The organism is Streptomyces sp. NPDC044704 (assembly GCF_056433525.1).
Genome location: NZ_JBWKGY010000001.1, coordinates 1 through 26,515 on the forward strand (window position 1 = coordinate 1; position 26,515 = coordinate 26,515).

The following is a 26,515-nucleotide window of genomic DNA, read 5'->3' on the forward strand; positions in this document are numbered from 1 at the left end:
TGGGGGCCCGTCGTCGTGCGCGGCCGCGGCCCCCTTACCCCCCCCCGCGCCTCTCTTCCCACCCCGGCCCGGGCCCCGGGGGGGGGGGGCCCCCCCCCCGGGGGGGGCCCCCCCCGCCGCGCCGTGCGCGGGCGATCGGCTACCAGATGGAGTTGACCCACTCCGGGTGGTCGACGAACGGGTTGCGGTTGTGCTGGTAGGTGTCGTAGATGACCTGGTTGCGGCGCTGCTCGAAGGCGTCCGGCGGGTCCTGCTGGTTCCACTGCTTCAGCAGGCTGATCCGGCCCATCGCGGGCGCGCTGCCGTTGTTGACCTTGTCGTTCATCTCCAGGTTGGCGAAGCCGTCCCCGCCCTCGTAGCGCACCGCCATGTACAGCAGCATGCGCGCCACGTCGCCCTTGACGGCGTTGCGCGGCTCGAAGGAATCGGCGTCGGTGTAGCTGCCGGGGGCTTCGGAGACCGGGCTGCCGCCCTTGTCGAAGTCCTTGTTGCCGCGGGTGCTGTTGACGGTGACGTCCTCGGGCCGCAGGTGGTGCAGGTCGGTGCCCGGGCCGGTGGCGGTGCCGAAGTCGCCGTGGCTCTTGGCCCAGACGTGCTCGCGGTTCCAGTCGTTGACCCCGCCGCCGTTGGTGGCCTTGGACTGGGAGCGGCCCGAGTAGAGCAGGATGACGTTGTTCGGGTTCGCCGGGTCCTGGTCGGTGACCTTCAGCGCGTTCCACACGCCGTCGTAGGACACCTTGGACTGGGTCTTGATGATGCCGTGCAGGGCGGACTTCAGGGCCGCGCCCGTCTTGCCCTCGGCGGGCGCGTAGTACGCGTCGACGGAGACGGCCGCGGGGGCCGCCTGAGCCTGAGCCGCCGCTGCGGTGTCGCGGACCTGGCCGGCGTGGGGATGCGCCGCGGTCCGCTGCTGGCCCGCCGAAGCGGTGGCGGGTATGAGGAGCAGGGCGGCGGCCGCGAGGGCGCCCGCCCAGGGGGCCGTACGGGAGATTCTCATGACGTGGGGGATGCCTCTCCACACGCACCGTCCCCACCATGGCGTTTGGTGGGGTGTCAGGTGGCAGAGCGAGGTTCACATTGTCATGTGCCCAACAGATGAAGACCATGTGTCGGGGCGGGGAGGATCCCGGGGGTGTACCGCGCACCCGACGCGGGCAGGGTAGCCGTCGGCCCCGGGCGGGGCCGGACGACCGAGCCCGAACAGCCCCGACGGGAGCCGTACATGGCAGTGAAGATCCTCATCGTGACCGGTGACGCCGCGGAGTCACTGGAGGTCCTGTACCCCTACCAGCGGCTGATCGAGGAGGGGTACGAGGTCCACATCGCGGCGCCCGCCGTCAAGAAGCTGCGGTTCGTGGTGCACGACTTCGAGGAGGGCTTCGACACCTACACGGAGAAGCCGGGCTACACCTGGCCCGCCGACATCGCCTTCGCCGACGTCGTGCCCGAGGAGTACGCGGCCGTGGTCGTCCCCGGCGGCCGCGCGCCCGAGTACCTGCGCAACGACCCCGAGGTGCGGCGGATCCTGGCCGGCTTCGCCACCGCCGACAAGCCGATCGCGCAGATCTGCCACGGCCCGCTGATCACCGCCGCGAGCGGGGTCCTGGACGGCCGCCGGGTCACCGCCTATCCCGCGCTGGAGCCGGACGTCCGGGCCGCCGGGGCCGCATTCGAGGACTCCGAGGCGGTCGTCGACGGCACGCTCGTCTCCGCGAGGGCCTGGCCGGACCACTCCGCCTGGATGCGGGAGTTCCTCACCGTGCTGCGCTCCAAGGCGCCGGTGGTGTGACCCGCCGGAGGCCGGGCAGCCGGCCTCCGCGGTCGCCGCTCCCGCCGTCCCGCAGGCCTCCGTGGGGCATGCGGGAGCCGGCGGGAGCGGGGGCTCAGTTGGCCGTCGTGACCTGGGGGGCCGGCTCGTACTTGTAGTTCGCCGGGCCGAAGTTCTTCTTCACCGCGGCTTCCCAGGAGCCGTCGGAGACCATCTTCGTCAGCGCGGAGTTGATCTTGCGCTGGAGGTCGTTGTCGCCCTTCTTGACGCCGATGCCGTAGTTCTCGTTGCTCAGGTTCAGCCCGACCAGCCGGAACTTGCCCTCGTTGCCCTTCCGCGCCGCGTACCCGGCGAGGATGGAGTTGTCGGTGGTCATCGCGTCGACCAGGTTGTCCTGGAGGGCGACGAGACACTCGGAGTACCCGCCGAGCTCCAGCACGCTCGCCTTCGGGGCGAGGTTGCGCTTGACGTTCTCGGCGGAGGTGGAGCCGGTCACCGAGCACAGCCGCTTGGTGTTGAGGTCCTCGCCCTTGGTGATCGAGGCGTCGTCGGCGCGGACGAGCAGGTCCTGGTGCGCGACGAAGTACGGCCCGGCGAACTCGACCTTCTCCTTGCGCTTGTCGTTGATCGAGTAGCTGGCCGCGACGAACTTGACCTCGTTGTACTGGAGCAGGAGCTCCCGGTCGGAGCTGTAGACCTGCTTGAACTCGATCTCGTCCGGCTTGTAGCCGAGCTCCTTCGCCACGTACGTGGCCACGTCGACGTCGAAACCGGTGAAGGTGCCGTCCGCCTCGCGCATGCCGATGCCGGGCTGGTCGAACTTGATCCCGATGGCGAGGGGCTCCTTGGGGGCTTCGCCGGCACAGCCCGAGGCGGTGGCGGCGAGGGCGATCACTGCGGCGACCGCACCGGCCTGGGGAACCTTCATGCTGAACTCTTTCCTCGGGAACGCGGAACCACGGGGTGAATCGCGGGAACGGGGTACACGCGGAACCGCGACGGCGTTAACGCACGTGTACGAGGAAGCTAGGAAGGTGATGGGCCCACCGTCACTACATCTGAGTAAAACTTGAGGATAACGATCCGGTTCAGCCGGAGATCCTGCGGCGGTCCCGCGCCCGAACGGGAGGCCCGCCCGGCGGGCGGCGTACCGGCATCGCTCAAACAGGTGAGCGAATTGCGGGTGGGCGGGGTGATCACCGGCAGTGCGTCCGTAGCGCAGGGGTGGTCGCCGCCCGGAGCCCCGCGCGCCGAGGAGGGGAGCGGCCCCGGACTGGCCTGGAACGTGCGGTCCCCCGACCCGTGATCGCCCGGCCGTGACAGCATGGCCGGGCAGCATGGATCAGGCAACACGGGCCAAAGCGCCCGAGCGGAGGGGGAGTTCGGTGAGCGGAGTACGTAAGAGCCTGGCCAAGGTGGAGATAGCCCTGCGCTGGGACCCGAGCCCGGCCGGGACACCCGCCAACGACCTCGACATCGTCGCCGCCGTGTACGCCACGGCCGACCCGCACGGGGAGCCCGTCTATCTCGTGCACTTCGGCAGCCGCGCACCCGACGGCACCATCACGCTGAGCCGGGACAGCCGTACCGGCCAGGGCTTCGGCTTCGACGAGGTGATGGTCCTCGAACTGGACCGGCTGGCGCCCGAGCTGGGCCGCGTCGTGGTCGGCGTCGTCATCCAGGGCTCCGGGGACGCGGGCCGCAGGACCTTCGCCGCGGTCGCCGGTACCGGACTGCGCATCCGCGAGGGCTACGAGACGCTCGCCGAGACCGACTTCGCCGGGGTCGCGGGGGCCACGGCGGCCACGGTCGCCGAGTTCGTCCGCGACACCCACGGCGGCTGGGCCCTGGAGGCGCGCCCGCACGGTTTCGACGTGGAGCCGCAGGAGTTCGCCCGGGTCATGGGCGCCGCACGCGGCTGACGCCGGGCGCGCCGCGAGCCGTACGGACCGGGTGGCGGTCACTCTGCTCGGGAGTGACCGCCACCCCGTCCGGGTGGCGCGCTGCCGCCGTCCCCACGAGGCAGCGCGAGCGGGTCGCCGTCCGGTCATCGTGGACGGCGGCCCACCGGTTCAGGGGGTGATGCCGAGGGCGGGCAACAGGGCCGCGTCGACGAACCTGACCAGGTAGTCGGCGTCGGCGTACCGGCCCTCCAGCACCGGCCGGATCCGCAGCACGCCCATCAGCTGCGCCGGCAGGAACTCCACCGCGGGATGGTCCGCGGCGATCTCGCCCCGCTCGACCGCCCGCGCGACGATCGCGTCGAAGGCCGCGAGCTCGGGCTCGACCAGGGCCTCGCGCAGCGCGCGCTGGAGCTCCTCGTCGCTGAGCACCGCGTGCCCCAGGGCCTGGGTGAGCCGGGTGTCGCGCCCCGAGGTCCCGGCCGCGATCCGGGCGGCCTCGCGCAGGTCGCCGACGAGGGTCCCGGTGTCCACGCTGGCCAGCGTCCGGTCGGTCCGGCTCGCGCGGAGGGCGGCGGCGACGAGCTGGGGCTTGGTCTTCCACTGCCGGTAGAGCGTGGACTTGCCGCAGCTGGCCCGGGCGGCGACGCCCTCCATGGTGAGCGCCTCGTACCCGTGCTCGCGCAGGGCGTCCAGGACGGCGTCGTAGAACTCCTGCTCGCGCTCCGGGCTGATCTTGGAGCGGCGCGCGGTGACCTGCGGCGTCGACGTCATGGGGGTGCGGCTCTCCTCGCGGGCTCTGGGCGGCCTGGTCCGTGTTCCGAGTGTACGGCTCCAGGAGACTATCGGTACACCAGCGTATCGATACGCGAATGTATCGATACACTGGCGTGTCGATGCAGGGCGGATCCCGGCCGGCGGCCACCCCGCCACGGAGCGTTCGCACCACCCGAAAGAAGTGAGACCGGGGGATGACCTCCCACACCACACCCGGCCGGCCGCGCGCCGCCCGGACCAAGGACGAGCGGCGCCGGCTCATACGCGAGCTGCTGCTCGTCGCGGGGCTGTTCGCCGTCTACAAGGCCGGCCGCACGCTCGCGACCGGCCGCACCGGCGAGGCCTTCCGCAACGCCGACCGGGTGTGGGACGCCGAACGCCTCCTGCGCCTGCCCGGCGAAGGAGCCGTGCAGCGGCTGCTCCTCCACTCGGACGCCGTCGTGCACACCGCCAACACCTACTACGCGGCCGTGCACTTCCCGGCGACCGCGCTGTTCCTGATCTGGCTCTACCTGCGCCGGCCCGCCCACTACCTGTGGACCCGGCGGGTCCTCGCGCTCCTCACCGGAGCCGCCCTCGCCCTCCACCTCGCCTTCCCGCTCGCGCCCCCGCGCATGCTGGCCGCCGCGCACCTGGTGGACACCGGCCAGGTCTACGGCCCCACCGTCTACCGGGCCGCCCCCGCCGCCGACACCATGGCGAACCAGTTCGCCGCGATGCCCTCGCTGCACTTCGGGTGGGCGCTCATGCTGGCCCTCGGGATGATCGCCGCCACCTCCTCGCGCCTGCGGGCACTGTGGCTCCTGCACCCGCTGGTGACCCTGCTCGTGGTGGTCGGCACGGCCAACCACTACTGGCTCGACGCCCTGGTCGCGACGGCCCTGCTCGGCGGAGCCCTGCTCCTCGTACCCCGCCCGGCGGCGGGGCCGGGCCGCGTCCCGGCCCCGGCGACCGCTCCGGCCCCGGCGACCGCTCCGGCCCCGGCGACCGCTCCAGCCCTGGGGACCGCTCCGGCCCCGCGTGCCGTTCCGGATCCGGGGACGGCTCAGGCTCCGGGGACCCTCCCTGCCGTCACGCCGGCCGGCGGTCCCGTACCGGTTCCGGCTCCCCACCGCCGGCCGCTCGCGGGCCCGGCCCGGGCTCCGGAGACCGTCTCCGCCTCCGTCTCCGTACCGGCCGGTGGTGGCGGCGAGGCAGCGGCTTCCGGCCCGGCCGGAAGATCCGCGCGGGCCCCCGCCCCGGCCCCCGCCCGGGACTCCGCCGCGAGCCACGGGGTCGCACGGGCTTCCGCGTCGGCCACCGCCGCCGGGGCGGGGGGCGGGCGGTGAACGCCACCGTGCTCGCCGTCGCGCTGTGCCTGGCCTCCGCCGTGACCTACGCGGCCGCCGCCGTCGCCCAGGAGCGCCTCGCGCGCCGGGCCGTCGCCCGCAGCGCCAAGGCCCTCCTCGGCAACGGGGCCTGGTGGTGGTCGGCCGGACTGAACGCCGCCGCCGCCCTGCTGCACGCCGCCGCCCTGCGCTACGGCCCCCTCACCCTCGTCCAGCCCCTCGGCGCGCTCACCCTGGTCGCCGCCGTCCCCCTCGGCGCCCACGGCGCGGGCCGCCGGGTGGCGGCCACCGAGTGGCGCGGCACCCTCGCCACCGTCGCCGGACTCGGCCTGCTGCTGCTCCCCGCCTCCGGACCCGCCCCCGACGACACCCTCACCCTCGCCGAAGCCCTCGCCGTCTCCGGGGCCACCGCCGCCGTGATCCTGGTCCTCACCGCCCGCAAGGATCCGCGCTCCGGGCTGCGCCACGCCACCGCCTCCGGGCTCGCCTCCGCCGCCGCCTCCGCGCTCACCCAGACCGTGGCCGTCGCCGCGGGCCGGGGCGGCGCCCTGCTCAGCTTCCGGGTCGCCTCGGTCGCCGTACTCGTCGTCGTGTTCGCGGTCGGCGGGATGCTGCTCTCGCAGCGGGCCTACCGGGGCGGCCTCGGTGCCCCGCTCGCCGTCGTGAACCTCGCCAACCCGCTCGCCGCCGCCGCCATCGGCATGGTCCTGCTCGGCGAACGCCTCCAGGGCGGCGCGGTGGGCGTCCTGCTCGCGACCGCCGGGGCCCTCGCGGCCACCCGGGGCGTCCTGCTCCTGACCCGCACGCCGACCGCGCCCGGCCCGGCCGCGCCGCCCGGCGGCCCCCGCGCGCGGGACTCCGCGACGGGCCCGACCGGCCACGCCCTGACCCCGTCGATCCCGTCGATGCCGTCCGGCCCGGTGCTGCCCCACCCCTGACCCGGGCCCGTCGCGGCCGTGCCGCCCGGCAGGCGGACCGGTGCACCGCGACGGGCGGGCCGCCGCCTACGCTGGGCCCGCACGGCGCGACGTACGAACAGCGAGGAGCCCGGACCCACATGAGCGTCACCCCCCTCCCCACCGCCGACCTGTACGACGAGCACGGCGAGGGCCTCGGCATCTGCGCCACCCCCTTCCGGCGCATCGGCGGCAGGGCCCTCTTCGCCGGGCCCGTCCGCACCGTCCGCTGCCACGAGGACAACGCCCTGCTGCGCGAACTGCTCCACACGCCCGGCGAGGGCGCGGTCCTGGTCGTGGACGGCGGCGGCTCGCTCCGCACCGCCCTGGTCGGCGACCTCATCGCCGGGGCCGCGGAACGCTCCGGCTGGTCCGGGCTGATCGTCAACGGCGCCGTCCGCGACAGCGTCGCCCTGGGCCGGCTCGACCTCGGCGTGCAGGCGCTCGGCACCTGTCCCCGCAAGAGCGGCAAGACCGGTGCGGGCACCGTCGACGAACCCGTCACCATCGGCGGGGTCACCTTCCGCCCCGGCGACACCGTGTACGTGGACGACGACGGCGTCGTGGTGCTGCCCGCGGCCCACTGAACGGCGCCCGCGCAGGGGCGAGATCCCGCCAGGTCCGCACCGGCCGCCCTGGCGGCCGCGGGCCCTGACGGGTTTCACTGCGGGCCCATGAGACGACACCGGATCATGGGCCTGCTCGCCGCGCTCACCCTCGCCGCGGGCACCCCGGCCGCAGTCGCGGGACCCGCGGCGGCCACCCCCGCACGGGCCGTCGCGGGCTCCGCCGGAGCCGCGGACCCGGCCCCGCCCGCAGAGTTCGGCACCGACTGGCACGACCCCCTCACCGCGGCCCCGCCCGTCGACCGGCCCGCCACCCGCTCCTGCCGGGTGACCCTGGCCGCGGCCCGCTTCAGCGACTTCACCCCCTACCGGGGGAACTACGCCCCGCCCGAGGGCTGCGGCCGCGGCGGCTGGGCCAAGGTCGTGCTGCGCCTCGACGGCCGGGTCAAGGGCCGCCAGTACGACCGCCTGGGCAACCTCACCCTCGGCGGGGTGGAGATCCTGCGCACCTCCACCCCGCAGCCCTCGCCCGACGGCATCACCTGGTCGGTCGAGAAGGACGTGACCCGCTACCGCGACACCCTCAGCCGGCCGCAGCCCGTCGAGATGCTGATCGGCAACGTCGTGAACGACACGTACACCGGCGTCATCGACGTCGAGGTCACCCTCACCTTCTACGCCGCCGAAGCCGGCACCGGCCCCGCCGACACCCCCGACCTGGTCATCCCGCTCACCACCCCGGCCGTCACCACCCCGCGCAACACCGAGCGGCTCCTCGCCGAGGTGTACGCCACCGGCTCGGGCGGCGGCTGCGAGGAGTACTGGTACATGACCGTCCCCGACGCGGCCCCCTACTCCTGCAAGGCCACCGACGGCCCCTACCGCGAGGTCCGGGTCTCCGTCGACGGGCAGCTCGCGGGCCTCGCCGCGCCCTTCCCCACCGTCTGGACCGGCGGCTGGTCCAACCCCTTCCTCTGGTACGTCACCCCCGGCCCGCGCGCCTTCGACGTCCAGCCCGTCCGCTACGACCTCACCCCCTACGCCGCCCTCCTCAACGACGGCCGCCCCCACCGCGTCGAGGTGTCCGTCGCCGGCGTACCGGCGGGGCAGAGCGGCTGGAGCACCCCCGCCAACCTGCTGCTCTGGCAGGACCACGGCCGCCGCGTCGTCACCGGCGCCCTGACCCGCCACGAGGAGGGCAGCCCCGCCAACTCCTCCCGCTGGACGCCCGCCCCGCCCGGCGGCGAGCACCGCCTCGACACCGAGGGCGGCCACCGGCTCACCGTCGCCGGCTACCTCGACACCTCCCACGGCCGGGTCACGACCACCGTCACCCGGGCCGTGCGCAACACCTCCGCGCACCGTTGGACCGACGGGGAGGCCCGGGACGCGCTCACCGCCTCGTGGACCGACGAGGAGAGCGTGACCCGCGGCCCCACCACCACCCGCACCGTCCGCGCGTACACGATGGACGGCGCGACCACCCTCGGAGCCGGCGACCGGCTGCGCACGGTCCTCGCCCTCGGCGACCGCGCCGACACCGTCACCCTCCGCGGCGGCCGCGAGGTCGACCGGTCGGTGCTCGACGACCGGTACTCCGGCGACGCCACCTACACCGCGAACGTCCCGCGCGACCAGCGGCACGCGGTGGGCACCACGACCGCCCGCCACCGCCTGTACGGGTCCGGGAGCGGCGACGGCTGCTACGACCGCGAGGTGGGCACCGCCCAGGGCACGGTGACGGTGGACCGCCGACGCTGCTGACGCACGGGCCGCCTACCATGCCGCCCATGGACACGAGTGAGGCCGGCAGACGGCTCGTCGACGGCCGTTTCGAACTGATCGGCCCGCTGGGCGCGGGCGGCATGGGCACGGTGTGGCGCGCTCGCGACATCGCCCTGCACCGCGACGTCGCGCTGAAGGAGGTGCGCCCGCCGGACCCGGCGACCGCGGCCGCGCAGCCCGGTCTGGCCGTCCAGCTGCGCGAGCGGGCCGTGCGCGAGGCCCGCGCGCTGGCCCGCCTCGCGCACCCGCACGTGGTGACGATCCACCACATCGTCGAACCCCCGGCCGGCTCGGACGGGCACCCGTGGATCGTGATGGAACTGGTCAAGGGCGGCTCCCTGCACGACCGCCTCGCGGCCGGGCCGATGCCGGTCGCCGACGTGCTGCGGCTCGGCCTCGACCTCCTGTCGGCCCTGCGGGCCGCGCACGCCGAAGGGGTGCTCCACCGGGACGTGAAACCGGCCAACGTGCTGCTGCGGCCCGACGGCGGCGCCGTGCTCACCGACTTCGGGATCGCCGCCCTGCACGGGTCCACCGCCCTCACCTCGACCGGCGTGCTGATCGGCTCCCCGGAGTACATCGCGCCCGAACGCGTCCGCGGGGAAGAGGGGCTGGCCGCCTCCGACCTGTGGTCGCTGGGGATGCTGCTGTACGTGGCCGCCGAAGGCTCCCATCCGCTGCGCCGGGCCACCAGCCTGGCCACCGTCGTCGCCGTCCTCGACGAGCCGATCCCCGCGCCGGCGCGTTCCGGCCCGCTGGGACCCGTACTGGAGCGGCTGCTGGTGCGCGATCCGGCGGCGCGCCCCGACGGGGCACTGCTGGAAACACTGCTCCGCGAAGCGAGTACCGCTCTCGCGGGCGCCACCCCGGCCGCGCCCGCGCCGGTCCTCGGCCAGTACGGGCCGCCCGCGCCCGCCACACGGCCCGCGCCCCTGCCCGGACCGCCTTCCGGGGGCACCCGTCCCTACGCGCCGGGGTCCTTCCCGCAGACCCCGTTCGTCCCCGGGACCGGCACCACCGCGGTGTCGGCGTCCGCCCGGCCCGCCCGCTCCCGGGTCCTCGTCGCAGCGCTCCTCGTGGCGGTCCTCGCGGGCGCGGCGGCCGGCGTCGTCCAGCTGCTCCCCGACGGGGACGCCGGCTCCGGCGCCGAAGCCAAGGGCGGTGCCTCCACGGCCTCCGTCCCGGGTTCGGCCACTCCCTCGGCCAATTCCTCGGCCCCGCCCGCGACCGGGCCCTCGGCCGCCGCCACCCCGCGCGAGCAGACCGGCGGCGGCACGCTCCTCACCCCCGACGGGGTCCGGACCGCCCTGGCCGCGCTGAAGGCACAGACGGGCACGACCACCTTCGTGGACCTGAAGGTCTACGACGGGTACGTCATCGCCGCGATCCCCAGCGCCCCGGGCGCCAGGACCGTCGACTCCTGGCAGTACCGGGACGGCGTGGCCAAGCGCACCGGCCCCAACGGCACGGTGAAGGAGGGGAGGCCGCTCATCGACATGGCGACCGTCAACTGGGACGCCCTTCCGGGCCTGCTGGAACAGGCGCGGCGGGACCTCAAGGTCGACAAGCCGACCTCGCGCTACGTCATCGTCGACCCGTGGATGATGGACCAGGAACCCTGCATGCGGCCCTACCTCAGCGACGAGTACGGGCAGGGCGGCTACGTCCTCGCCGGGATCGACGGCAAGGTCAGGAAGGTGGTCCCCTCCTGAGATCGTGTACCCGTACACACGTACGCGCACGTACGGACGGACACGGTTCAAGGAGTTCGGCCCCCATGCCCCGCTGGCACACCACCCTCACCGAGGCCGGCATCACCGGCCCCCGGCTGCGAGCCGACTACACCCGGGCGGCCTGCCGGGTCATGCGCCGCGAGCCGGCCCCCTACCTGGCCCTGCGCCTGCTGGCCGCGCCGCCACTGGTGCCGCAGCTCGCGGCGGGGCTCGCCTTCATGAACCTGGTCGACGACGTCGCGGAGAACGGCACCCCGGCCCGCCGGGCGGCCGCACTCGCCGCGCTGACCGAACGGACCGGGGCCGCCCTGGCCTCCGGGGAGAGCCCCGACCCGCTGCTGCGGGCCTACGCCCACGCCGTGCGCAGCCGCGGCCTGCCCGCCGGCTGGGTCACCCGCTTCCTGCGGGGCGCCGCCACCGCCGAGGCCACCTTCGACGGCTTCGCCACCGAGGGGGAGTTCCAGGAGTACCTCGACGCCTACGCCTGGCCGGGCGTGGTCGTCTTCACGGGCCTCCAGTACCAGGGCGGCCCCGACGAGCGGCAGGCGGTGGGCTGGCGGAGGTTCGTGGACGCCGCCCAGCGGGTCGACTTCCTCGCGGACCTCGCCGGGGACCTCGCCGACGGGCGGCTCTGCATCCCCCGGGACCGGCTCGCCGAGCACGGAGTGACCCGCGCCGACCTGGAAGCGGGCCGCGACACCCCGGCCGTCCGCGGCCTCCTCGCCGCGGAATGCCTGCGTGCCCGTACCGCCCTCGGCGCCGCCGCCGACATCACCGGCCTGGCCGCACCCGGGCTGCGTCCCGTGGTCGCGACCATGACGGAGCTGATGGGCCACCAGCTGGCGGCCGTGGAGCGGGCCGGCGCGCGGGCCCTGCGCAAGGACGTCGGCTACGGCCTGGTGGCGCCCCTGCGCACCCTGGGGCGGGCGGTACTGCGCCGCCGCCCCACCGGCCCCGTCAGTAGGCGCCGTTGACGTTGTCGATCGAGCCGTACCGGGCCGCGGCGTAATTGCAGGCGGCGGTGATGTTGGCGACCGGGTCGTACGAGTCCAGCGGAGTGCCGGGTACGTGATAGGCGCGGAACGTCGGGTCGATCACCTGGAGCAGTCCCTTGGAGGGAATGCCCGCCGCGGCGTTGGAGTCCCAGTTGTTGATCGCCCGCGGATTGCCCGAGGACTCCCGCATGACATTGCGGTGGATTCCGTTGTAGCTGCCGGGAATTCCGTGCCGGGCCATGACGTCCAGGGACTCCCGGATCCAGCCGTCGAGGTTGTCCGGGTACGACTTCGCGTCGGCGTTGGCGGCCGTCTTGACGCCGGTCTTCGAAGCGGCGGCGGCGGCCGGGGCGGCCTTGGTGCCGGCTTGCGCGAGCGTGCCGATCTTGAGGGTCTGCCCCGGGCGGATGACCGAGGGGTCGCTGCCGATGGCGGTGCGGTTCGCGGCGTACAGCTGCTCCCAGCCGCCGCTCAGGGAATGCGCCGAAGCGATCTTGGAAAGGGTGTCGCCCGCCACGACGGAATAGGTGGCGGCCGCGGCGACGGAATGCGCGGCGGGCGCCGCCGTGGTCTCCGCCGCGCCGGCCGTGGTGGCGCCGATCAGCGGGAGGGCGAGAGCGGCCGTGCCCGTGCCGGCGAACGCCAGGCGACGGGTGATCGGGTTCTGCTTCGGCCTGCGGTGCTTACCCTTTGCGGACATGGCGCTATTCCTCACGTGGGGGTACGGGAGAGCCCTGGCGGCGGCCGTATTCGGCAGTCGGCCGCTGGGAGTGAGGGTGACCGTAGGCGAGTGCGCGGGGCCGCAACAAGATGCGAATTCCCGGGGGAGATCGACTTCTCCGCCCCGGGTGGGTGAATGACCATGAAGGGGAGTTCGCGGAATGGCGGATTTCCTTTCGGGGAAAAGGGAATCCGCCATTCCGGAGAAATGATGTTGAGATGACCCGCGTGACCGACGTCACGGTTTGAAGGGCCCTTCGTCGGCTTCCGTCGATTCGGTCAATTCCGCGCCCGATCCCCGCGATTCGGGCGACCAGGCTGTTAGTTGCAAATCCCCCTTACGGGAACTTTCGGGCGTGCGTGGGTCCGGTCCGGAGCCTCAGGCCGCTGCCGGCTCCCGCAGTCCCGCCAGCTCGTGCAGCGAAGCCGCGACCGCCGCGTCCGACGCCGGCAGCAGGGGCAGGCGTACGTCCGGGGACGGGATCCGGCCCTGGGCGTGCAGCACCCCCTTGACCACGGCCGGGTTCGGCTCCGCGAAGAGCGCTGCCGAGAGCCGGGCCAGCGCGTGCCCCAGGGCCCGGGCGCGCGGGACGTCCCCCGCCTCCCAGGCCGCGGTGAGCTCCACGAACCGTTCCGTCGCCACGTGCGCCGAGGCCAGGATCCCGCCCGCGGCGCCGAGGGCGAGCATGGGGGACACGTACGCGTCGTCCCCGGCCAGCACCGCGAAGCCGTCCGGCAGGCCGCCCATCAACGCGACCGTGTCCCCGTCGATCCCGCCGCCCGCGTACTTCACCCCGGCCACCCCCGGCAGCGAGCCGAGCGCCAGCAGCGCCGCCGCGTCCAACGGCTGCCCCGTGCGGTAGGGGACGTGGTAGACGACCAGCGGTACGGGGCTCACCCGCACCAGCCGCGCGAAGTGCGCCAGCACCCCGGCCGCCGAGGGCCGCACGAACGGGGGCACCGCGACCAGTGCCGCCGCCACCTCCGGCCAGCGTGCCAGCCGGGTCAGCGCCGCCTCCGCCACCCGGGTCGCGCTCGCCCCGGCGCCCACGGTCAGCGCCGCGCCGCGCTCCCCGCAGACCCGGGCGCAGACCCCGGTGACGAGGTCCCGCTCGGCCTCGTCGAGGGCGGCGCTCTCGGCGGTGGTGCCGAGGGCGACGATTCCGGCCGCCCCCGCGTCGAGCACCTCGTGCGCGAGGGCCTCCAGCGCCTCCACGGCGACGTCCCCGGCCGGGGTGAAGGGGGTGACGAGCGGTACGTGGATCCCGCCGGGGGCGAACCGCTTCCGGGCCGCCGCCGCGCGGGCGCCATCCGGATGGACGTCCAGGCCGACGTCCGGACGGACGTCCTGGGGGGTGGGCCGGGGGGCGGCCTGCGGAGTGGCGTGCGGGGCGGCCTGTGGGGTGTTCCGAGCGATGTCCTGGTGCATGGACCGAGCTTCACTCGCGCCGACCGTCGAATCCAGTTCGCATTCCTTACCCGAACCGTAAGCTGAGCCGATGCTCGACGTACGCCGCCTGCGCCTGCTGCGCGAACTCGCCCGGCGCGGCACCATCGCCGCCGTCGCCGAAGCCCTGGCCTTCAGCCCCTCGGCGGTGTCCCAGCAACTCGGCGTCCTCGAACGCGAGGCGGGGCTGCCCCTGCTGGAGCGCACCGGGCGCAGCGTCCGCCTGACACCGGCCGCGCTGAACCTGGTCCGCCACGCCGAGGCCGTCCTCGAACGGCTGGAACGGGCCGAAGCGGACCTCGCGGAGGCCCGTACCGGCCTGGCCGGCGCCCTGCGCGTCGGGGCCTTCCCCACCGCCACCCGGGCCATCGTCCCGGCGGCCCTCGCCGACCTGGTGCGGCGTCACCCGGGGCTGGAGCCGATGCTCAGCGAGACCGACCCGGCGGCGGTGGCGCACGCGCTGCGGGCCGGAGAACTGGACGTGGCCCTGGTCCACGCGTACGACTTCGTCCCCGCACCCCGGGAACCGGGCCTGGCCACCCGGCCGTTGTACCGGGAGGCCATGTACCTCGCCGCCCCGGAACGCGAAGCCGCCCCGCACCCCGCAGCCGATCGCGGCCCCGCCCCCGGCCAGGACGAGGTCCTGCGGGCCCACCGCGATGCCCCCTGGATCACCGCCACGCCCGGCACCCTCTGCCACGCCATGACCGTACGGGCGTGCCAGGCGGCGGGGTTCAGCCCGACCGTCCGGCACCGGGTCGACGAGTTCGCCACCGTCCTCGCCCTGGTCGCCGCCGGACTGGGCGTCGCCGTGGTGCCGCAGCTCGGCATCCCCGGGGCGAGCGTTCCCGGAGTCGCCCTGACCCGCCTGCGCATGGAACGCCGGACCCGGATCGCCTTCCGCAGCGGGGCCGGCGCCCATCCCGCCGTGGCCGCGTTCGCCGCCGCGCTGCGGGCCGCCCTGCCGCCGGATCTGGCCGGTTCGGGCGCCGGAGCGTGACACGGCTCCCGCACCGCCCCCGGCCCGTGTACGTTCGTTGATCCAGAGGTGCCGGAGATCCGGAGGTCCAGAGACCCTGAGACCGCGCGGTCCCGGCACCAGGACCGATCCGACCAGAGCGGGGTACGACGTGACGCATCGAGTACGAGGGGTCATCGCGCGGAGCAAGGGCGCACCGGTGGAGACGACCACGATCCTCGTGCCCGACCCGGGGCCCGGGGAGGCCCTGGTCAAGATCCAGGCCTGCGGGGTCTGTCACACCGATCTGCACTACCGGGAGGGCGGGATCAACGACGAGTTCCCCTTCCTCCTCGGCCACGAGGCGGCCGGCGTCGTCGAGTCCGTGGGCCCGGACGTCACCTCGGTGGCGCCCGGCGACTTCGTGGTCCTCAACTGGCGTGCGGTGTGCGGGAACTGCCGGGCCTGCCGACGCGGCCGCCCGTGGTACTGCTTCGCCACGCACAACGCCACGCAGCCCATGACCCTGGAGGACGGCACCCCCCTCTCCCCGGCGCTGGGCATCGGGGCGTTCGCCGAGAAGACCCTCGTCGCCGCCGGGCAGTGCACGAAGGTGGACCCGGCCGCCTCGCCCGCCGCCGCCGGACTCCTGGGCTGCGGGGTGATGGCCGGCCTCGGCGCCGCGCTGAACACGGGCAACGTCGGGCGCGGGGACTCCGTGGCCGTCATCGGCTGCGGGGGAGTGGGCAACGCGGCGGTCGCCGGGGCGCGGCTGGCGGGCGCCTCCCGGATCATCGCCGTGGACCTCGACGACCGGAAGCTGGAGTGGGCGCGCGGCCTCGGAGCCACCCACACCGTCAACGGGCGTACGGAGGACGTCGTCAAGGCGATCCAGGAGCTGACCGGCGGGAACGGCGCGGACGTCGTCATTGAGGCCGTGGGCCGCCCCGAGACGTACCGGCAGGCCTTCTACGCCCGCGACCTGGCCGGTACCGTCGTCCTGGTCGGCGTACCGACGCCCGAGATGCAGCTCGAACTCCCGCTGCTGGACGTGTTCGGACGGGGCGGCGCCCTCAAGTCCTCCTGGTACGGGGACTGCCTGCCCGAGCGGGACTTCCCCCTCCTGATCGACCTGTACCTCCAGGGCCGGCTCGACCTCGACGCCTTCGTCTCGGAGACCATCCCGCTGGACGGCGTCGAGGAGGCCTTCGCCCGCATGGAGCGCGGCGAAGTCCTCCGCTCGGTGGTCCAGTTCTGACCCCCTGACCTCCCCGGGCCGGGCGGGGGCGGCCCCCCCCCCCCCCCCCCCCCCCGGGCGCGCCCCCCCCCCCCCCGGCCCCCCCCCGGGGGCCTCCGCCGGCCCCCGCCGCCCCGCAACCGGGCCGGCGATCCGGACCCGGCCCGACTCCCACCCACCCCCCGACCCCGCCACCCCCGCCGCGACCCGGCCGGGGAAGGGCACGGGCCGGGGATCCGTACCCAGACCCCAGGGACCGTCCGTGACCCACGCCCGCAGCTACCGCCAGCCCGGTGTCGTCCTCACCGACCACCACTTCACCGTGCCGCTCGACCACACCCGCCCCGACGGGCAACGGATCGAGCTGTACGCGCGCGAGGCCGTCGCCACCGGCAAGGACCCGGAGCGACTGCCCTGGCTGCTGTACCTGGAGGGCGGCCCCGGCTTCGGGGCGCGGCGGTTCGTCGGCCGCCAGGCCTGGCTGGAGCGGGCGCTCACCGAGTACCGGGTCCTGCTCCTCGACCAGCGCGGCACGGGGCGCTCCACGCCCCTGAACCGCCAGACGCTGCCCGCGCGCGGGAACCCGGCCCAGCAGGCCGAGTACCTCGCCCACTTCCGCTCCGACTCCATCGTCCGCGACGCCGAGGCGATCCGCCCCGGCCTGACCGGCGGCGCGCCCTGGACGGTCCTCGGCCAGAGCTTCGGCGGGTTCTGCACCACCCACTACCTCTCCACCGCCCCCGAAGGCCTGGCCGCGGCCCTGATCACGGGCGGGCTGCCCTCCCTCGACGCGACCGCGGAACAGGTGTACGAGGCGGCGTACCCGCGCATCGAGCGCAAGAACCTCGCCCACTACGTCCGCTACCCCATGGACGTGGAACGCGCCCGCCGGATCGCCGCCCACCTCGCCGAGCGGCCGGCCGACCTCCCCGGCGGCCACCGGCTCACCGTCGAGGCGTTCCAGTCACTCGGGATGCTCCTCGGCACCGGGGACGGCAGCCACCAGCTGCACTACCTCCTGGAGGACGCCTTCGTCCCCACGGCCGCCGGACCCGCCCTCTCCGACGCCTTCCTGGAGAACGCCCGCGGACTGCTCTCCTTCGCCGGCCACCCCCTCTACGCCCTGGTCCACGAGGCGATCTACGCCCAGGACCCGGCCGTCCCCACCGCCTGGGCCGCCGAACGGGTCCGCGCCGGCCACCCCGGCTTCGACGCGGCCAAGACCCTGGAGGGCGACGAGCCCCTCCTGTTCACCGGGGAGACCATCCACCCCTGGCACTTCACCACGGACCCCGCCCTCGCCCCGCTGCGCGAGACCGCCGAACTGCTGGCCGCCCGCACCGGCTGGCAGCCCCTCTACGACGCCGACCGCCTCGCCGCCAACGAGGTGCCGGTGGCCGCCGCCGTCTACCACGACGACATGTACGTCGACACCGCCCACTCCCTGCGCACCGCCCGCGCCGTCCGGGGCCTGCGGACCTGGGTGACGGACGAGTACGAGCGCGACGGCGTCCGCGCCGGCGGCCCCCGCGTCCTGGACCGCCTCCTGTCCCTCCTCGACGACTAGGCCGTCTCTTTCGGATCTTGCCGGGCCGGTGCCGAAGACCTCCCTCGCGGACGCGTCTGGCGGCGCTGGGGCCGGGAGTTCGCCGACCGGGCCCGCGTCGCGAAGACGGTCGAGTAGCCCTCACCGCGCCCCCGCCCTAGGGTGCGGTACATGAGCGAAAGAGCAGACCAGCAGGCCCCCTTGCAGCCGATGCCCACCGACTGGCAGCGCGCCCTCGCCGTGGTGGCCCACCCCGACGACCTGGAGTACGGCTGCGCGGCGGCGATCGCGGACTGGACGGACGGCGGACGTGAGGTCGTCTACGTGCTCGCCACGCGCGGCGAGGCGGGCATCGACACGATCGCCCCGGCCGAATGCGCTCCGCTGCGCGAGGCCGAGCAGCGCGCGAGCGCGGCCGTCGTCGGGGTCTCCACGGTGGAGTTCCTCGACCACCAGGACGGGGTCGTCGAGTACGGCCTCGGTCTGCGCCGGGACATCGCGGCGGCCATCCGGCGCCACCGCCCCGAGCTGGTGATCACCCTCAACCACCGTGACACCTGGGGCGGCGCGGGCGGCGGCGGATACTGGAACACCCCCGACCACCGCGCGGTCGGCCGGGCCACCCTGGACGCCGCCGCCGACGCCGGCAACCGGTGGATCTTCCCGGAGCTCATCTCCGAGCAGGGCCTGGAGCCGTGGGGCGGGGTCCGCTGGGTCGCGGTCGCGGGCACCGCGACGCCGACGCACGCGGTCGACGCCGGACCCGGCCTGGAGCGTTCCGTCAGGTCCCTGCTGGAGCACAAGGCGTACATCGAGGTGCTGACGGACCAGGATCCCGAGGAGTACGTCCGTACCTTCCTGACGGGCAACGTCCAGCAGGCGGCCGCCCGCTTCGGCGGCCGGCCGGCGGTGCCGTTCGAGGTCTTCCCCCGCTGACCCCGCCACCCTAGTCTGACGGTTCGTCAGGAATTTCGGCGGCGGGTCCAGGGGCGGGGGCGGGGACACGGTGATCGACACAGTCACCACGGAGATCGGTGAGGGTGAGCGACGCGTCCGCCTGGACGTCGAGGACGCGGTGGCGGTCCTCACCCTCTGCCGTCCGGACAAGCTGAACGGCTGGAGCTGGGAATCCACCCGCCAGCTGGGCCTCCTCGCGGACCGGATCCGCTTCGACCCCTCGGTGCGGGTGGTCCTGCTGCGGGCCGAGGGGCGGGCCTTCTGCGCGGGCATCGACGTGAGCGCCCCCGGCGGGGCCATCACGGGGGAGTCCGCTGCGGAACGGACCCGCAACTACTACGAGGGCATCCGCTGGGTCCACGAACGCTTCGCGGTCCTCGCCCGGCTCCCGCAGCCGGTCGTCGCCGCAGTCCAGGGCCACTGCCTCGGCTTCGGCTTCGAACTGGCCCTCATGGCCGACCTCCGGGTGGCCGCCGAGGACGCCCTCTTCGCCCTCCCCGAGGCCCGGCTGGGCGTGGCCGTGGACGCCGGAGGAGACCTGCGCATCGCCCGCGAGGCGGGCGCCGGCTGGGCCAAGTACCTGGCCCTGACCGGCCGCCGGATCGACGCCGCGACCGCGGAGCGACTCAACCTGGTCCAGCTGGTGGTGCCCGTGGCCGAGCTGGACGCGGCCTCGCGCGCCCTGACGGCCGAGATCGCGGCCAACGCCCCGCTCGCGGTCCAGGGCATCAAACGGGCCGTCGACGCTTTCGCGGACGCCGCCCTGCCCGCCGCGCTCGACCGGGTCGCCATGACCGCGGCCCTCACCCTCACCTCCGACGACTGCCGCGAGGGCTACGGAGCCAAGGCCGCCCGCCGCAGCCCGGAGTTCAGGGGGGCGTGAGGACGGTCCGGGACGCGCGGCCGGTGCCCGGTTCCTCGCCGGGCGGCCGGGGCTCCGACGGCACGGCCCGGGCGGCACCTGCCCGTGCTCCGCGGGACCCGGACGGCCTGGTCGAGCCCCGGACGCCGCTGGGCCCCGCCGCGATCACCGTGCCGGGCCCCGGACACCGGCAGACGCGGCGACCGCCGGCCGGCCGGCGGGGCACGTTCCGACCTGCGGGGCCGCGGGCGGCCGGGGTGGCGCCCCTACCGCTCCGGCGCCGGCCGGGCCGGCCGCTCGACCGCAGTGGCCTGGAGCGGCCGGGCCACGGGTACGGGTACGAGTCCGAGGCCGGCCAGCGCGGACGCGCCGGTCTTCGCGTGCGCGCCCCCGGCGAGCAGCAGCGTGCGCGCCCACTGGTAGCGGCAGCCGGCCGTCTCGAACGCCGCCGCGGTGGCGAGCAGCCGCGGCAGATCGCCGCCGAGCAGTGCCTCCGCCCGGTCGACCAGGGCGGTGGCGACCGGGTTCCCGGCGACCACGGCCCGGGCGGCGGCGACCCGCGCCCGGGCGTCCGGGTGCCCGGCGAGGACCGCCGCCTCGGCCCGGAGCGCCGCGTACCAGTGCAGCCAGACCCAGCAGACCCACTTCCACACCTGCTCCGGCTCGGGCGCGACGCGCTCCAGGGCCGCGTGCGCGTCCCCGTGATGGAGCAGGACCATGGCGTCGAAGACGGCGCCGTGGCCGTGGTGGTGGTCCTCCTTGCCGCCCGTCAGGTCGGTGATCGTGAGCCAGGCCGCCCGGGCCTCGTGGTCGCCCCGCAAGCCGTGGATCATCGCGACCGCCGCGGCGGCCGGACCCAGCGAGAACGACCGCTGCCGGCCGGCCTGCTCCCACGCGTCGAGAAAGCGCACGCTGCTGGTGAGCACCGCGTCGGCATCGCCCGCGAACGCGTCCGCGACCAGCAGCCAGGACGTGGCGTGGTCGCCCACCTCGGCCAGCTGCGGCCGGCCCGCGAGCTGACCGCCCCACCGGCGGGCCGCCTCCAGCTCGCCCGTGCCGACGGCGGTCGCGGCGGCCATCGCGAGGGCGTCGATCAGCTCGTGCGTCCGGGCGGGGCCGCTCGGTGCCGACGTCAGGATGTCGATCCGGGCCCGGGCGGCGGCCGCGGCGGCGAAGCTCTCACCGGCCCAGCTCCGGGCGCCGGAGAGCGCGTCGAGGGCGGCGGAACGGGCCACCGGGTCGCCCGCGCGCCGGGCGAGTTCGACGGCCCGTTCGGCGCACGCGACGGTGTCCGGTGCGGTGTTGTCCGGGGCCCCCTGGACCGCGCCGAACGCGTCCGCCACCACCGCGGCCTCGGCCAGCGCGAGAGCCGCCGCGGCGGCCGGGTCCTCGTCGCCGGTCAGCTCGCGCGCCGCCGCGAGCAGGCCGGTCACCTCGTCCGCGGGCGGAAGCCGGGTGGCGAACGTGCTGGAGAAGCGGTAGGCGGCGGTGGCGGCAGCCGCCAGGTCGCGGGCGGCCCCGGCGGCGTCCCCGGCCCGGCGGGCGGCTTCGGCGGCGGCCCGGTGCAGGCGGTACATGTCGTCGCCGAGCCTGCGGCACCCGGCCACCCCGGCGGCCTGCCGCAACGCGGCGGCGGCGTCGGCGCCGTCGGCGGCGAGCAGGGCCGCCTGTTCGTACCGCTGCTGGGCCTCGCCCAGCAGGTTCCGGGTGAAGGCCAGCTCGGCCATGGACAGGGCGAGCCGGCACGCGTCCCCGCGCTGCTCCGGCCGGCCCGCGGCCCAGCTCAAGGCGGCTCGCAGGTCCTCGGCGACCGCGTCGAACCGGGCCCGCCAGTGGGAGCCGCCGCCTTCCTGGAGGCCGGCCGCACCGGCCAGGCACCACGCCAGGTGGCGCGACCGGACATCGTCGAGCTCACCGGCGTCGGCGAGCCGCTCCGTGCCGTACTGGCGCAGGGTCTCCAGCGCCTGGTACCGGGTGCCGGTGTCGGACGGGGCCACGGCGAGCAGGCTCTGCTCGGCGAGCCTGCCGAGCCCGTCGGCGACCGCGGCCGGCTCCAGCGGGGCGGACCGGGCCACCTCGGCGGCCGCCTCGGCGGCCACCTCGGCGGCCACCTCGGCGGCCGCCTCGGCGGTGAACGGAGCGACGAACACCGACACCCGGCGCAGCAGTGCCCGGTCCTGCGGATCGAGCAGGTCGTGGCTCCAGTCGAGGACGGCCCGCACCGACCGGTGCCTGCCGTCGGCACGGGGGCCGCCGGCCAGGATCCGGAGCTGGTCGCCGAGGCCGGCCGTCAGGCCGTCCAAACCGAGCGTGGACCACCGCGCCGCCGCGAGTTCGATGGCCAGCGCCATCCCGTCGAGACGTTCGCACAGCGCCGCGATCCGCTCGCGCTCCGCCGGAGCCGGGGCCCCGCCGACCGCCGCCGCCCGCTCCAGGAACAGGGCCACCGCTTCCGACTCGCCGCCGCCGACGCGCGACAGCGGCGGAACCGGGAAGACCCACTCGAACGGCACCATCAGCCGGGCCCGGCTGGTCGCGAGCACCCGTACCCCCGGGCAGGCCACGAGCAGCCGTTCCAGGAACGGCGCCACCCCGTCGCGCACCTGCTCGCAGTTGTCCAGTACCAGCAGCGCCCGACGGTCCGCCAACGCGGCCACCAGCGCGTCGTCGATGCCGCGCCCGGGCTGCTCGCCCACGCCCATGGCCGCCGCGACCGCCGCGCCCACCCGCCCGGGATCGGTGACCGGGACCAGGTCGACGAAGCACACCCCGTCGGTGAAGTCACCCGCCACGTCCGCCGCCACCGCCAGCGCGAGCCGCGTCTTGCCCACCCCGCCCAGCCCGACGGCGGTCACCAGCCGACGCTCCGTCACCGCCGCGGCCAGCTCCCCGCGTTGGCGCGTCCGGCCGACGAACGCCGTCAGCGGCGTCGGCAGCACGCGGGCCGGGCGCACCTGCTCGGTACGCGTGGGTCCGGGCGCGCGCCGGGACAGCGCCCGCCGGTCCGGCACCTCCAACTTCCGCAAGAGCGAGGAGACGTGGGACTCGACCGTCCGTACGGAGATGAACAGCCGGGCGGCTATCTCGGCGTTGCTCAGGTGCTCCCCGAGGAGTTCGAGCACGTCGGCTTCCCGAGCCGAGATCACTGGAGTGGACACCGGGCCATTATCCGTAGTGCTCTCCGTGGTCAGCACGGAGGCGCCCCGTACCCCGCCCGGGGGAAGCTGTGGGCACAGGGAACGAGCCCGGCGGACCACACCGGGCCGATGGGTTCCGCGACGACAGGAGTGACCGTGACCAGCTCTTCCACCCAGGGGATGAAGACCGTGCTGCATCCCGTGTCCGACCTCGCCCAGGCCAAGGCGGTGTACGCCGCGCTGCTCGGTGTCGCGCCGCAGGCCGACGGGCCCCACTACGTCGGCTTCGAGGCCGCCGGCCAGCACATCGGCCTCCTCCCGGGCGGCGGACCGCAGGGCCTGACCTCGCCGCTGGGCTACTGGCACGTGCCGGACATCGAGGCGAAGCTCGCCGAACTGACCGCCGTGGGCGCCACCGTCAAGGAGCCCGCGCACGACGTCGGCGGCGGCCGCCTGGTGGCCACCGTCATCGACCCCGACGGCAACCTCATCGGACTGCTCCAGGAATGACGGACGCCCCACCCCGCTCCCGCCGCACGGCCGGGGTCCGAGCCCCCTTTCACGACCACACATCCAGAGTCCCAAGAGGGAGATCCACCATGAGCAGCACCGGCAACCGCGCACACGAGGGTTTCACGGCCGAGGAGCGGGCCGCGATGAAGGACCACGCCCAGGAGCTCAAGAAGGCGGCCCGCCGCAGCTCGAAGGCGGACAAGGCGGCCGAGGCGGAACGGGACGTGCTCGCGAAGATCGCCGAGATGCAGGACGCGGACCGGATCATGGCCGAACGCGTCCACGCCGTCGTCACCGCCACCGCACCGGTCCTCGCACCGAAGCTCTGGTACGGGATGCCCTCCTACGCACTGGACGGCAAGGTCGTCTGCTACTTCCAGAGCGCGGAGAAGTTCAAATCGCGCTACGCGACGCTCGGCTTCAGCGACCAGGCGCAGCTGGACGACGGCCCGATGTGGGCGGCCGTCTTCGCCCTGACCGAGGTGACGGCCGAAGTGGAGGCGCGGATCGCCGCACTCGTGAAGCAGGCCGTGAGCTGAGGGTGCGCCCTGCGGGTGGTCCCCGGGCGGCACTAGGGCCTGTCGTCAAACTCCCGTCGTCGCCCGGAGGGCGGCCCTGCGGCGTCTGGTGCGTGCTCTCGGTGCGCCGGGCGGAAGCCCGCGTACTGGACGTACTTGGCTTTCGCCCGGTGCGGCGAGAGCGCGTGCCAGGCGTCGCGGGGCAGACGGGAGTTTGACGACAGGCCCTAGTGCGGTGACCGGAAGGGAGGACGGCCCAGCTGTTCGCGCAGCGGGACGACCTCGGGGCTGACCAGGGTCCGGCGCTGCCAGTTCGCCCCGTCGACCACGAGGGTGTGGCCGGTGACGAACCGGGCGTACGGCGAGGCCAGGAAGGTGGCCGCCCAGCCCAGTTCGCGCGGAACGCCGACGCGCAGGGCGGGCTGGAGGGCATCCTTGTCGCCGGGGGCGGCGTGCTCCAGGCCGCCGCGGACGTCGTCGCTCATGTCGGCGTGCGGGAACAGCCCGGGTACGAGCCCGTTGACCTGGATCCCGTACGGGCCCCACTCGACGGCGAGCGTCTCCACCAGGTTCTTCACCCCGGCCTTCGCGGCGGCGCTGTGTGCGAAGCCGGGCCCGCCCGTCCAGGCGTACGAGGCGCCGATGTTCACGATCGACCCCGGGGTGCCCGCCGCGAGGTGGCGGCGGCCGAACTCGCGGGTCATGAACCAGGTGCCGGTCAGCGTGATGTCGACGACGGCCCGCCAGGCGTTGGGGGACAGGTCCTCGGCGGGGCAGGGGAAGTTGGCGGCCGCGTTGTTGACCAGGACGTCGGGCAGGGCCAGTGCGGCCTCGGCCGCGTCGAAGACGTCCGCGACCCGTCCGGGGTCGCGGACGTCGCAGACGGCGGCCGTCACCCGGCCCGCGCCGGGGACGGCCGCCAGTTCCGCGCGGGCCGCCTCCAGTTGCCCGGCGCGGCGGCTCGCGATCACCAGATCCGCGCCGAGCCGGGCGAACTCGGCGGCGATGGCCTTGCCCAGCCCGGATCCGCCGCCCGTCACGAGGACGACCTGCCCCGCGTAGGTACCGGCGGGCAGGGCGGCGGAACCGGACGGGGGAGGCGCGGGCAGGCCGCGCTGCGGATTCTCCATGCGCCCATCGATAGCGTGCGGACGCTCAGATCACCATGCCCGTGACCCGTGCCCTGTGACCCGTGACTCGTGCCCCGCATCCGGTGCCCCGGCCCCAGAGGGCGGCGGCCTGCTTGCCGGCGCAGGTCCACACGACGGCGTTGCCCGCGCGCGCCTCCCGGTCGAGGACCGTGCCGCCCACCCGGTCGCCGTCGTACCCCTTGATCCGGCCCGGGTCCGCGGGCAGGGCGGCGTACGGCTTCTTCCACACGGCCGGCATCAGCTTCGGGTCGTTGCGGTAGTGGTAGTCCTCCAGCCCCACCACCCGGCCGCGGTGGTACGCCCGGTGTCGAGTGGTTGCGGTGATCAGACCGTCAACCCTGCGGAACGGTTGCCTGCCTGGAGGCGCACGTCCACACGAGCAGGCCGTGGGGGACCGTCCACGAGGCTTCGGATCCGGCCACCCGGTCGTCGTCGGACACGGCGGTCGCCTCGCCGTGCGTGCCGGCCGTCGGCGTGGGCAGGGTTTTCACCGGGCCGCTCCCGGTCCAGTAGGCGGCCTGTGTGGGCTTCGGGTAGTCGAAGTCGGACCAGGAGTACGCCATGCCCACCACCGCCTTGCCGTTCGGGCTGATCGCGCTCGTCTGCAGTTCGGTCTGGCCGGCCAGGTCGGGGGCCGCGGCCGCCGCTGCCGTGTACGGCGCCTTCCACAGGTGGCCGACGTCGCGCCGGATGTCGCGCCAGCCCTCCGACTCGTAGCCGACCACCGTGCCCCGCTCGTCGATGCCCTGCGGATGGGTGGTGCGCGTGTAGTCGTTCTGGCTCACCGCGGGAAGCCCCTGCGCGGGGCCGCCTCCGGCGGGCCACACCACGGGGTAGGACCGGTAGACGAATCCGGGCCATTCCTCCACCTCGTAGTGCACGAGGGCGGAGCCGAGGACGTCCCCGCGCCCGTTGATGCCGTTGATCTCCGTGATCTTCGTCTGGGGGTCGGTTCCCGGCGGCAGTTCGAGCGTGCGGACGGGCTTTCCGTCGACCCATTCCCGGGGGACCTCGCCGTCCAGTCCGGCCACGCGGCCCGCGTCGTTGACGAAGGCCTTCCCCTCGCGGGGAGAGTCGGCCGGGGCGCTGATCAGGCGTACGGACGCGGCGCCCTTCTGGTAGGTGAACAGCACCCGCTTGCCGCCGTCCGCCTGCTTCAGCGTGCCGGCCATCAGCCCCTTCGCGTTCACCGAGCGGACCTCGCCGGTGGTGTACCCGGCGGGCAGCGGCACGCGGTACACCCGGGTGCCCTGCCAGTAGACGGGCCGCTGCTTGGAGGTGCCCACCGCGAGGTCCCCCCTGCCCAGCGCGTTCACCCGGTCGGTGAAGGGGCTCCCCGAGGTCCCGTCGGGCAGGGCCTGCAGGCGCAGGACGTCCGGCTTGCAGAGCGGCGGTGCGGCCGCGGCCGGTCCGGCCGCCGTGATCAGTCCCGCCAGAGCGACGGCGGCCCCCGCCGCTGCCGTGGTGCGCTTCATCCGTTTCCCCCCAGATCAGATGCCGTGCCCCGTTGAGTCATGACGCGTACGGGTCACTTGCTGTCCGAGGAGACGCGCGACGGCGCCCGGAAGGATGCGAGCCGTTCGCGGGTCGTCCGGATTTCGCCCTGGACGGGCCGGTTCCCAAGACTGCAAGCGACCGCTTAGTATGCCGCGGAGCGTGG

The 26,515-nt window shown here is 74.9% G+C and carries 23 protein-coding genes and 1 pseudogene; 15 read left to right on the forward strand and 9 right to left on the reverse strand.

The features are described from left to right. Positions 1-139: 139 nt before the first annotated feature. Complete coding sequence (locus AC07B0_RS00005; protein ID WP_356883438.1) at positions 140-997, reverse strand: endonuclease I family protein; 858 nt, start codon at positions 995-997, stop codon at positions 140-142. Between the two features lie 225 nt (positions 998-1,222). On the opposite strand from AC07B0_RS00005, the gene AC07B0_RS00010 reads away from it, so the two are divergent. After that, positions 1,223-1,789 carry a DJ-1/PfpI family protein gene (locus AC07B0_RS00010; protein ID WP_356883440.1) on the forward strand — a complete coding sequence of 189 codons (567 nt, stop codon included), beginning with the start codon at positions 1,223-1,225 and terminating at the stop codon, positions 1,787-1,789. Positions 1,790-1,883: 94 nt separating this feature from the next. On the opposite strand, the gene AC07B0_RS00015 is transcribed toward AC07B0_RS00010, so the two are convergent. Beyond that, positions 1,884-2,696, reverse strand: a complete 813-nt coding sequence (locus AC07B0_RS00015) for a glutamate ABC transporter substrate-binding protein (protein ID WP_356883442.1) — start codon at positions 2,694-2,696, stop codon at positions 1,884-1,886. A gap of 457 nt (positions 2,697-3,153) precedes the next feature. Here AC07B0_RS00015 and AC07B0_RS00020 point away from each other — a divergent pair, with 457 nt between their 5' ends. Next, positions 3,154-3,690: a TerD family protein gene (locus AC07B0_RS00020; protein ID WP_356883444.1), complete on the forward strand. Its 537-nt coding sequence runs from the start codon at positions 3,154-3,156 to the stop codon at positions 3,688-3,690. Between the two features lie 150 nt (positions 3,691-3,840). On the opposite strand, the gene AC07B0_RS00025 is transcribed toward AC07B0_RS00020, so the two are convergent. Beyond that, a complete protein-coding gene (locus AC07B0_RS00025) occupies positions 3,841-4,443 on the reverse strand; it encodes a TetR/AcrR family transcriptional regulator (RefSeq protein WP_356883446.1) in 603 nt (200 codons plus the stop codon). A 197-nt stretch (positions 4,444-4,640) separates the two neighbouring features. Between AC07B0_RS00025 and AC07B0_RS00030 the strand changes: the two are divergent. The 6 genes and pseudogenes from AC07B0_RS00030 to AC07B0_RS00055 all read left to right on the forward strand — a co-directional run. Continuing rightward, positions 4,641-5,414: pseudogene (locus AC07B0_RS00030) on the forward strand (phosphatase PAP2 family protein); the annotation flags it as partial. Between the two features lie 356 nt (positions 5,415-5,770). Continuing rightward, complete coding sequence (locus AC07B0_RS00035) at positions 5,771-6,712, forward strand: hypothetical protein (RefSeq protein WP_469381965.1); 942 nt, start codon at positions 5,771-5,773, stop codon at positions 6,710-6,712. A gap of 119 nt (positions 6,713-6,831) precedes the next feature. Continuing rightward, positions 6,832-7,317 carry a ribonuclease E activity regulator RraA gene (gene rraA / locus AC07B0_RS00040; RefSeq protein ID WP_469381967.1) on the forward strand — a complete coding sequence of 162 codons (486 nt, stop codon included), beginning with the start codon at positions 6,832-6,834 and terminating at the stop codon, positions 7,315-7,317. A gap of 87 nt (positions 7,318-7,404) precedes the next feature. Continuing rightward, positions 7,405-9,060, forward strand: a complete 1,656-nt coding sequence (locus AC07B0_RS00045) for a peptide-N4-asparagine amidase (protein WP_478895919.1) — start codon at positions 7,405-7,407, stop codon at positions 9,058-9,060. Between the two features lie 26 nt (positions 9,061-9,086). Beyond that, entirely contained in the window at positions 9,087-10,793 is a 1,707-nt protein-coding gene (locus AC07B0_RS00050; protein ID WP_478895921.1) for a serine/threonine-protein kinase, read from the forward strand. Positions 10,794-10,858: 65 nt separating this feature from the next. Continuing rightward, a complete protein-coding gene (locus AC07B0_RS00055) occupies positions 10,859-11,788 on the forward strand; it encodes a squalene/phytoene synthase family protein (RefSeq protein ID WP_478866235.1) in 930 nt (309 codons plus the stop codon). Here AC07B0_RS00055 and AC07B0_RS00060 read toward each other — a convergent pair. Both AC07B0_RS00060 and AC07B0_RS00065 read right to left on the reverse strand, forming a co-directional pair. Further along, positions 11,772-12,509: a transglycosylase SLT domain-containing protein gene (locus tag AC07B0_RS00060; RefSeq protein WP_469381974.1), complete on the reverse strand. Its 738-nt coding sequence runs from the start codon at positions 12,507-12,509 to the stop codon at positions 11,772-11,774. The genes AC07B0_RS00055 and AC07B0_RS00060 overlap by 17 nt on opposite strands. A gap of 399 nt (positions 12,510-12,908) precedes the next feature. Then, the gene (locus AC07B0_RS00065) at positions 12,909-13,958 is read right to left on the reverse strand and encodes a dihydrodipicolinate synthase family protein (RefSeq protein ID WP_478866234.1); all 1,050 of its coding nucleotides are present in this window, start codon (positions 13,956-13,958) and stop codon (positions 12,909-12,911) included. Between the two features lie 70 nt (positions 13,959-14,028). On the opposite strand from AC07B0_RS00065, the gene AC07B0_RS00070 reads away from it, so the two are divergent. The 5 genes from AC07B0_RS00070 to AC07B0_RS00090 all read left to right on the forward strand — a co-directional run bounded on the left by AC07B0_RS00070 (position 14,029) and on the right by AC07B0_RS00090 (position 19,557). Further along, positions 14,029-14,976, forward strand: a complete 948-nt coding sequence (locus AC07B0_RS00070; RefSeq protein WP_478866233.1) for a LysR family transcriptional regulator — start codon at positions 14,029-14,031, stop codon at positions 14,974-14,976. Positions 14,977-15,106: 130 nt separating this feature from the next. Next, positions 15,107-16,192 carry an S-(hydroxymethyl)mycothiol dehydrogenase gene (locus AC07B0_RS00075; RefSeq protein WP_356883465.1) on the forward strand — a complete coding sequence of 362 codons (1,086 nt, stop codon included), beginning with the start codon at positions 15,107-15,109 and terminating at the stop codon, positions 16,190-16,192. Positions 16,193-16,433: 241 nt separating this feature from the next. Next, positions 16,434-17,738 (forward strand): alpha/beta fold hydrolase, encoded by a 1,305-nt coding sequence (locus AC07B0_RS00080; protein ID WP_478895922.1) that lies wholly within the window; start codon positions 16,434-16,436, stop codon positions 17,736-17,738. 150 nt (positions 17,739-17,888) lie between these two features. Further along, the gene (locus tag AC07B0_RS00085; RefSeq protein WP_469382564.1) at positions 17,889-18,653 is read left to right on the forward strand and encodes a PIG-L deacetylase family protein; all 765 of its coding nucleotides are present in this window, start codon (positions 17,889-17,891) and stop codon (positions 18,651-18,653) included. Positions 18,654-18,723: 70 nt separating this feature from the next. Continuing rightward, on the forward strand, positions 18,724-19,557 hold the full coding sequence (locus AC07B0_RS00090) for an enoyl-CoA hydratase/isomerase family protein (RefSeq protein WP_356883471.1): 834 nt from the start codon (positions 18,724-18,726) through the stop codon (positions 19,555-19,557). 245 nt (positions 19,558-19,802) lie between these two features. On the opposite strand, the gene AC07B0_RS00095 is transcribed toward AC07B0_RS00090, so the two are convergent. Beyond that, entirely contained in the window at positions 19,803-22,694 is a 2,892-nt protein-coding gene (locus AC07B0_RS00095; protein ID WP_478895924.1) for an ATP-binding protein, read from the reverse strand. 135 nt (positions 22,695-22,829) lie between these two features. Here AC07B0_RS00095 and AC07B0_RS00100 point away from each other — a divergent pair, with 135 nt between their 5' ends. Together AC07B0_RS00100 and AC07B0_RS00105 are read left to right on the forward strand one after the other, a co-directional pair. Then, positions 22,830-23,183, forward strand: a complete 354-nt coding sequence (locus tag AC07B0_RS00100; RefSeq protein WP_356883475.1) for a VOC family protein — start codon at positions 22,830-22,832, stop codon at positions 23,181-23,183. 89 nt (positions 23,184-23,272) lie between these two features. Next, positions 23,273-23,725: an iron chaperone gene (locus AC07B0_RS00105; protein WP_356883477.1), complete on the forward strand. Its 453-nt coding sequence runs from the start codon at positions 23,273-23,275 to the stop codon at positions 23,723-23,725. Positions 23,726-23,931: 206 nt separating this feature from the next. On the opposite strand, the gene AC07B0_RS00110 is transcribed toward AC07B0_RS00105, so the two are convergent. From AC07B0_RS00110 to AC07B0_RS00120, 3 genes are read right to left on the reverse strand one after another with little or no spacing between them, the layout of a single operon-like run. Continuing rightward, positions 23,932-24,834 (reverse strand): SDR family oxidoreductase, encoded by a 903-nt coding sequence (locus tag AC07B0_RS00110; protein WP_467291781.1) that lies wholly within the window; start codon positions 24,832-24,834, stop codon positions 23,932-23,934. A 25-nt stretch (positions 24,835-24,859) separates the two neighbouring features. Beyond that, positions 24,860-25,138, reverse strand: a complete 279-nt coding sequence (locus tag AC07B0_RS00115; protein WP_478895925.1) for a hypothetical protein — start codon at positions 25,136-25,138, stop codon at positions 24,860-24,862. 49 nt (positions 25,139-25,187) lie between these two features. Then, positions 25,188-26,330: a hypothetical protein gene (locus tag AC07B0_RS00120; protein WP_478895926.1), complete on the reverse strand. Its 1,143-nt coding sequence runs from the start codon at positions 26,328-26,330 to the stop codon at positions 25,188-25,190. Positions 26,331-26,515: the final 185 nt, after the last annotated feature.

Bases quoted from the DNA above. Each gene is read 5' to 3' on its own strand.
- AC07B0_RS00005 (WP_356883438.1), bottom strand. From the start codon at position 997: ATGAGAATCTCCCGTACGGCCCCCTGGGCGGGCGCCCTCGCGGCCGCC.
- AC07B0_RS00010 (WP_356883440.1), top strand. From the start codon at position 1,223: ATGGCAGTGAAGATCCTCATCGTGACCGGTGACGCCGCGGAGTCACTG.
- AC07B0_RS00015 (WP_356883442.1), bottom strand. From the start codon at position 2,696: ATGAAGGTTCCCCAGGCCGGTGCGGTCGCCGCAGTGATCGCCCTCGCC.
- AC07B0_RS00025 (WP_356883446.1), bottom strand. From the start codon at position 4,443: ATGACGTCGACGCCGCAGGTCACCGCGCGCCGCTCCAAGATCAGCCCG.
- rraA (WP_469381967.1), top strand. From the start codon at position 6,832: ATGAGCGTCACCCCCCTCCCCACCGCCGACCTGTACGACGAGCACGGC.
- AC07B0_RS00045 (WP_478895919.1), top strand. From the start codon at position 7,405: ATGAGACGACACCGGATCATGGGCCTGCTCGCCGCGCTCACCCTCGCC.
- AC07B0_RS00050 (WP_478895921.1), top strand. From the start codon at position 9,087: ATGGACACGAGTGAGGCCGGCAGACGGCTCGTCGACGGCCGTTTCGAA.
- AC07B0_RS00055 (WP_478866235.1), top strand. From the start codon at position 10,859: ATGCCCCGCTGGCACACCACCCTCACCGAGGCCGGCATCACCGGCCCC.
- AC07B0_RS00060 (WP_469381974.1), bottom strand. From the start codon at position 12,509: ATGTCCGCAAAGGGTAAGCACCGCAGGCCGAAGCAGAACCCGATCACC.
- AC07B0_RS00065 (WP_478866234.1), bottom strand. From the start codon at position 13,958: ATGCACCAGGACATCGCTCGGAACACCCCACAGGCCGCCCCGCACGCC.
- AC07B0_RS00070 (WP_478866233.1), top strand. From the start codon at position 14,029: ATGCTCGACGTACGCCGCCTGCGCCTGCTGCGCGAACTCGCCCGGCGC.
- AC07B0_RS00085 (WP_469382564.1), top strand. From the start codon at position 17,889: ATGAGCGAAAGAGCAGACCAGCAGGCCCCCTTGCAGCCGATGCCCACC.
- AC07B0_RS00105 (WP_356883477.1), top strand. From the start codon at position 23,273: ATGAGCAGCACCGGCAACCGCGCACACGAGGGTTTCACGGCCGAGGAG.
- AC07B0_RS00110 (WP_467291781.1), bottom strand. From the start codon at position 24,834: ATGGAGAATCCGCAGCGCGGCCTGCCCGCGCCTCCCCCGTCCGGTTCC.
- AC07B0_RS00120 (WP_478895926.1), bottom strand. From the start codon at position 26,330: ATGAAGCGCACCACGGCAGCGGCGGGGGCCGCCGTCGCTCTGGCGGGA.